This is a genomic window from Sphaerisporangium aureirubrum, assembly GCF_042658925.1.
Taxonomy (GTDB): domain Bacteria; phylum Actinomycetota; class Actinomycetes; order Streptosporangiales; family Streptosporangiaceae; genus Sphaerisporangium; species Sphaerisporangium aureirubrum.
Window position 1 is genome coordinate 57,410 of the sequence record NZ_JBHSRF010000052.1, and the last position, 6,000, is coordinate 63,409.

A 6,000-nucleotide genomic window follows, 5' to 3' on the forward strand; every position below is an offset into this window, starting at 1 on the left:
ACCGCCCACCGGGCTCCCTCCACGGCGGCGCGCGCCCATCGGGCTTCCGCTACGGTGAGGACCGCCCACCGGGCTCCCCCCATGGCGATGCGCGCTCACGGGGCTCCCCTCACGGTGAGGACCGCCCACCGGGCTCTTTCCACGGCGGTGCGCGCCCACGGGGCTCCCCCCGTGGCGAGGACCGCTAACCGGGCTCTTTCCACGGCGGTGCGCGCCCATCGGGCTTTCCCCACGGCGAGGTCCGCCCGCCGGGCTCCCTCCACGGCGGTGCGCGCCCATGGGGCTTCCCCCACGGCGGTGCGCGCCCTTCAGGCTTCCGCCACGGCGAGGTCCGCCCACCGGACCTTTCCCACGGCAGGGCCCGCCGACCGGGCTTCCCCCACGGCGATGCGTGTCCACCAGGCTTGCCATACGGCGACGCTCGCCCTCCAGGTTCTCGCCATGGCGACGCTCGCCCGCCGGAATTCCCTCACGGCGAGGTCCGCCCACCGGGCTTCCTCCATGGCGAGGGGCGCGGACCAGGGTTCTCCCGTGGTGGGTTGTGCCGACCGGGCTGCCTCCGAGGGCGTGCTCGTGGTGGGGGGCGGCGGTGGGGCTTGCTTCGGGGTGTGCGTGCGATTCGTGGGGGGTGGTTGGAGCTTCTTTGGGGGGATGTCCGCCCGTTTGCGTCCCCCTCGCCTTGTGGGTGGCCATGTCACTTCCCTTCGCCGTGCTTGTGTTGTCAAATTCGCACTTACCTGAGGTAAGGGCGCGATTCAAGGGGCATTCGCGTAACCCGGGGGCGTGGATGAAACGAAGGGTGTCCGGCTGCGGACAATCGGGGGAGGAGCGGCGCTACGGATGGGGTGTGAGGGGACGTAATCTGAGGGGGTGCCGCACAGGACTACCCGGGCGTCCGAGATTCGTACACCGGCCGAGCTCACCGCGCTGCTGGGTGAGCGGGCCTATCTGGCCGACGACGGGCTGGCCACGGCGTGTTTTCTCGCGTTGCGCATGGGGCGGCCGCTGTTCCTGGAGGGGGAGGCGGGGGTCGGGAAGACCGAGCTGGCCAAGACCCTGGCGGCGGTGCTGGGGGCGCCGCTGATCCGGCTCCAGTGTTACGAAGGGCTGGACGCGGCGCAGGCGCTGTACGACTGGGACTTCGCGCGGCAGTTGCTGCACCTGAAGGCGGCCGAGGCCACGGGGGCCACGGACGCGGCGCGGCTGGAGGGGGAGCTGTACGACCGGCGGTTCCTGATCGCGCGGCCGTTGCTCCAGGCGCTGGAGACGCAGCCGAGCGTGCTGCTGGTCGACGAGATCGACCGGGCGGACGACGAGTTCGAGGCGTTCCTGCTGGAGGTGCTGTCCGACTTCACCATCTCGGTGCCCGAGCTCGGCACGATCAGGGCCGAGGTCCCGCCGGTGGTGGTCGTCACCTCCAACCGCACCAGGGACGTGCACGACGCCCTCAAGCGGCGCTGCCTGTACCACTGGCTGGAGCACCCGTCCTTCGAGCGGGAGGTGGCCATCCTGCTGCGCCGCCTGCCCGAGTGCACCGAGACCCTCGCCGGTCAGGTCGCCGGGGCCGCCCAGCGGCTGCGCGGCGCGGGCCTGGTGAAGCCGCCCGGCGTCGCCGAGACCCTCGACTGGGCCGAAGCCCTGCTCACCCTCGGCGCCCGCGACCTGGACCCCGACCTCGCGGCCACCACGCTCGGCGCCGTGCTCAAGTACCGCGAGGACCAGCAGGCCGTCCTGCGCGACGGGGTGCTCCACCGTGCCTGACGGCGCCAACGGCAACCGGCCGGGCCCGGAAGGCTCCGGCCGGTCGGTGCTCGCCGCCACCATGACCGGGTTCGCGCGCACCCTGCGGGCCGCGGGGGTCGGGGCCGACCACCAGCGGACGCAGGGGCTGCTGCGGGCACTGCGCCACCTGGACGCCGCCGACAGGGAGCAGGTCTACTGGGCCGGGCGGCTCACCCTGTGCGCGGGGCCGGACGACCTTCCCCGGTACGACCGCTGCTTCGCCGCCTACTTCGGCGGCGAGCGGGCACGGCCGTCCAGAGGCGCGCCGCCCATGGTGACGATCACCCGGCACACCGTCGCGCCCGGCGGCGCCGGCGACGGCGAGGCGGGGGACGGGCACGCGGTGCCCGCCACCGCCAGCCGCGCCGAGGTGCTGCGCACCCGGGACGTCGCCCGGATGACCGCCGCCGAGCTCGCCGAGATCCACCGCATGATGGCCCTGCTGCGCGTGCCGAGGGAACGCCGCCGCTCCCGCCGCTTCACCCCCGCCCACCGGGGCCGCCTGGACGTCGGCCGCACCGTCAAGGACACCCTGCGCCGCGGCGGCGAGCCCGCCCGCCTGCGCCGCAAGGCCCACCGCACCCGCCCCCGCCGCGTCGTGCTGCTGGCCGACGTCAGCGGCTCCATGGCGCCGTATGCCGACACGCTGCTGCGGTTCGCCCACGCACTGGTCCGCTCCGAGCCGCGCGCCACCGAGGTCTACAGCGTCGGCACCCGCCTCACCCGCGTCACGGCCGAGCTGCGCCACCGCGACCCGGGCACGGCGATGCGCGAGGTGTCGCGGGCCATCCCCGACTGGAGCGGCGGCACCCGCCTGGGGGAGGAGCTGAAGGAGTTCCTCGACCAGGGCTCGGCCGCCAGGGGCGCGGTGGTCGTCGTCGCCTCCGACGGGTGGGAGCGCGGCGATCCCGCGCTGCTCGGGCTGCAGATGGCCCGGCTGTCCCGGCTGGCCCGCCGGGTGGTGTGGGTCAATCCCCACAAGGGCCGCGAGGGGTACCTCCCGCTGACCGGCGGCATGCGGGCGGCGCTGCCGCACGTCGACGCGTTCGTGGCGGGGCACAGCCTCGCGGCGTTCCAGGAGCTCGCGGAAAGGCTGTCCCATGCGTGAAGCCCTGTCGCGGTGGGCACCGCCCGAGGCGACCCGAGGTGGAGGGCCGTCCCATGCGTGACGTCCTGTCGCAGATCCTGCGGTGGTGGGAGGCCGGGGAGACGTTCGGCCTGGCCACCGTGGTGAACACCTTCCGCAGCGCCCCCCGCCCGCCGGGCGCCGCCATGGCCGTGCTCGGCGACGAGGTCGTGGGCAGCGTCTCGGGCGGCTGCGTCGAGGGCGCGGTGTTCGAGCTGGCCAAGGAGGTCACCGAGCACGGCCGCCCGGTGCTCAAGCGCTACGGCGTGAGCGACGACGACGCGTTCTCGGTCGGGCTGACCTGCGGCGGCATCATCGACGTCCTGGTGGAGCCGGTGTCCAGGGAGACGTTCCCCGAGCTCGGCCGGATCGCCGCGTCGGTGCGCGACCGGGAGCCGGTCGCCGTCGCCACCGTCATGTCCGCCCCGGGACGGCCCGGGGCCCGCCGGGTGGTGTGGCCCGAGGGCTCGTCCGGGTCGTTCGGCGTGCCGAGGCTGGACGCCGCGGTGGACGACGACACGCGCGGCATGCTGGCCCAGGGGCTGACCGGGGTGCGCCGCTACGGCCCCGAGGGGGAGCGCCGGCTGGACGACCTGCCGGTGTTCGTCCACTCGTTCGCGCCGCCGCCGCGCATGCTGGTGTTCGGCGCCATCGACTTCGCGGCCGCGGTGGCGCGGATCGGCAAGTTCCTCGGCTACCACGTCGTGGTGTGCGACGCCCGGCCGGTGTTCGCCACGGCCAAGCGGTTCCCCGAGGCCGACGAGGTGATCGTCAAGTGGCCGCACGACTACCTGTCCGCCGCGCACGTCGACGAGCGCACCGTGATCTGCGTGCTCACCCACGACCCGAAGTTCGACGTGCCGCTGCTGGAGGTGGCGCTGCGCACCAGGGCGGGCTACGTCGGCGCCATGGGCTCGCGCCGCACCCACGACGACCGGCTGGCCCGGCTGCGCGAGGCGGGCCTGACCGAGGACGAGCTGTCCCGCCTGCGCTCGCCGATCGGCCTGGACCTCGGCGCCCGCACCCCCGAGGAGACCGCGGTCTCCATCGCGGCCGAGCTGATCCGCCTGCGCTGGGGCGGCAGCGGCCTCGCCCTGACCGACACCTCCGGCCGCATCCACGCCGACGGCCACTCCGCCGAGGGAAACGGCGCGGTCCGGCGGTGACTGAGGACGGGACGGCGCGGCGCCCGTACGAGGGCGCCGTGACGGATCCCGGCGTCCCGGCGGGGTTGCTGCTCGCGGCGGGCGCGGGCACCCGGTTCGGGGCGCCGAAGGCGGTCGTGGAGCTGGCGGGGGAGCGGCTGGCGGACCGGGGGGTGCGGCTGCTGCGGGACGGGGGCTGCGACCCGGTGGTGGTGGTACTCGGGGCGGCGACGGTGCCGCTGCCGGGGGCGCTGGTGGTGCGCAATCCCGACTGGGAGTCGGGCATGGGCTCGTCGCTGCGCGCCGGGCTGGCCGGGCTGCCGCCCTCCGCCGGGGCCGTGGTGATCGCCCTGGCCGACCAGCCGCTGATCGGCGCGGAGGCCGTGCGGCGGCTGGTGGCCGCGTGGCGGGACGGCGCGACGGCGGCCGTGGCGACCTACGGCGGCGCGCCGCGCAACCCCGTCCTGCTGGCCAGGGAGCACTTCGCCGAGGCGGGCGCGCTCGCCGTCGGCGACGTGGGCGCCCGCGCGTTCCTGCGGGCTCGCCGAGGCCTCGTCACCCGCGTGCCGTGCGACGACGTGGGCGACCCCGCCGACATCGACACCCTGGCCGACCTGGCCCGCATCGCGCCCGCCGTCCCGCAGGCGCCGCCCGCGCCGCCGTCCCGCTAGCGCCGCGCGCCCGGGCGGCGCCGCCCGGGCTCGACCCTGGCGGGACGGGTCGATAGCCTTTGGCAGAAACGGAACATAATTCGGTCGGGTCGGACGGAAGGACGCGGGATGCGCATCGGCATGGCTCTCAACTACTCCGGAGGGTTCAAGGAGACCGTGGCCGAGCTGGCCGACTACGAGAAGGCCGGGCTCGACATCGTCTTCGTCGCCGAGGCGTACAGCTTCGACGCGGTCAGCCAGATGGGCTACATCGCCGCGCGCACCGAGCGCCTCCAGATCGCCTCCGGCATCCTGCCGATCTACTCCCGCACCCCCGCGCTGCTCGCCATGACCGCCGCCGGGCTGGACTACGTCTCCGACGGCCGCTTCGTGCTCGGCCTCGGCGCCTCGGGCCCGCAGGTCATCGAGGGCTTCCACGGCGTGCCGTACACCGCGCCGCTCGCCCGCACCCGCGAGGTGATCGAGATCTGCCGCAAGGTGTGGCGCCGCGAGCGGCTGACCTACGAGGGCAAGCACTACACCCTGCCGCTGCCGCCGGACCAGGGCACCGGGCTCGGCAAGCCGCTCAAGCTGATCAACCACCCGGTGCGCGCGGACATCCCGATCGTGGTGGCGGCGATCGGCCCGAAGAACGTCGAGCTGGCCGCCGAGCTGGCGCAGGGCTGGGAGCCGATCTTCTACCTCCCCGAGAAGGCGCCCGACGTGTGGGGCGCGTCGCTGGCCGCCGGCCGGGCCCGCCGCGCGGAGGGCCTCGGCGAGCTGGACGTGATCGCCCAGGCGACGCTGGCCATCGGCGACGACGTCGAGGCGATCCTGGAGGCCGGGCGCCCCATCGCGGCGCTGTACATCGGCGGCATGGGCGCCAAGGGCAAGAACTTCTACAACGACCTGGCCCGCCGCTACGGCTACGACAAGGCGGCCGAGTGCATCCAGAACCTCTACCTGGAGGGCCGCAAGGACGAGGCCGCCGCCGTGGTGCCGAGGGACCTGCTGGAGAAGACGTCCCTGGTCGGCTCGGAGGGCTTCGTCCGCGACCGGATCGCCGCCCTGAAGGACTCCGGCGTCACCACCCTCAACGTCGCCCCGATCGCCCGCGACCACGCCGGCCGGGTGCGCCTCATCGAGCGGATCAAGGAACTCGCCGCCTGACCCCGTCGAGGGGTCCACGGGGTGTCAGGGCAATGCCACTTAGCTTAAGTTGATCTTTGTGGTGGGTGTGTCGTTCTGTGTGGTGTGGGGGTGGTTCGGGAGGATCGGGTCGTGTGACGCATGGTGG

The 6,000-nt window shown here is 74.4% G+C and carries 5 protein-coding genes; all 5 read left to right on the top strand.

Translation table 11 applies throughout. The features are described 5' to 3' along the window. The first annotated feature begins 870 nt into the window (after positions 1 to 870). Positions 871 to 1,761: an AAA family ATPase gene (locus tag ACFP1K_RS27695; protein WP_380758605.1), complete on the top strand. Its 891-nt coding sequence runs from the start codon at positions 871 to 873 to the stop codon at positions 1,759 to 1,761. Beyond that, positions 1,754 to 2,890 carry a vWA domain-containing protein gene (locus ACFP1K_RS27700; RefSeq protein WP_380758607.1) on the top strand — a complete coding sequence of 379 codons (1,137 nt, stop codon included), beginning with the start codon at positions 1,754 to 1,756 and terminating at the stop codon, positions 2,888 to 2,890. Before ACFP1K_RS27695 ends, ACFP1K_RS27700 begins: the two co-directional genes overlap by 8 nt. Positions 2,891 to 2,943: 53 nt before the next feature. Beyond that, on the top strand, positions 2,944 to 4,074 hold the full coding sequence (locus ACFP1K_RS27705) for an XdhC family protein (protein ID WP_380758609.1): 1,131 nt from the start codon (positions 2,944 to 2,946) through the stop codon (positions 4,072 to 4,074). A 38-nt stretch (positions 4,075 to 4,112) separates the two neighbouring features. Beyond that, positions 4,113 to 4,724 (top strand): nucleotidyltransferase family protein, encoded by a 612-nt coding sequence (locus ACFP1K_RS27710; RefSeq protein WP_380758615.1) that lies wholly within the window; start codon positions 4,113 to 4,115, stop codon positions 4,722 to 4,724. 108 nt (positions 4,725 to 4,832) lie between these two features. Beyond that, on the top strand, positions 4,833 to 5,873 hold the full coding sequence (locus ACFP1K_RS27715; protein ID WP_380758611.1) for an LLM class F420-dependent oxidoreductase: 1,041 nt from the start codon (positions 4,833 to 4,835) through the stop codon (positions 5,871 to 5,873). Positions 5,874 to 6,000: the final 127 nt, after the last annotated feature.

Excerpts from the sequence above, each read along its gene's own strand:
- ACFP1K_RS27705 (WP_380758609.1), top strand. The coding sequence starts at position 2,944 with ATGCGTGACGTCCTGTCGCAGATCCTGCGGTGGTGGGAGGCCGGGGAG.
- ACFP1K_RS27715 (WP_380758611.1), top strand. The coding sequence starts at position 4,833 with ATGCGCATCGGCATGGCTCTCAACTACTCCGGAGGGTTCAAGGAGACC.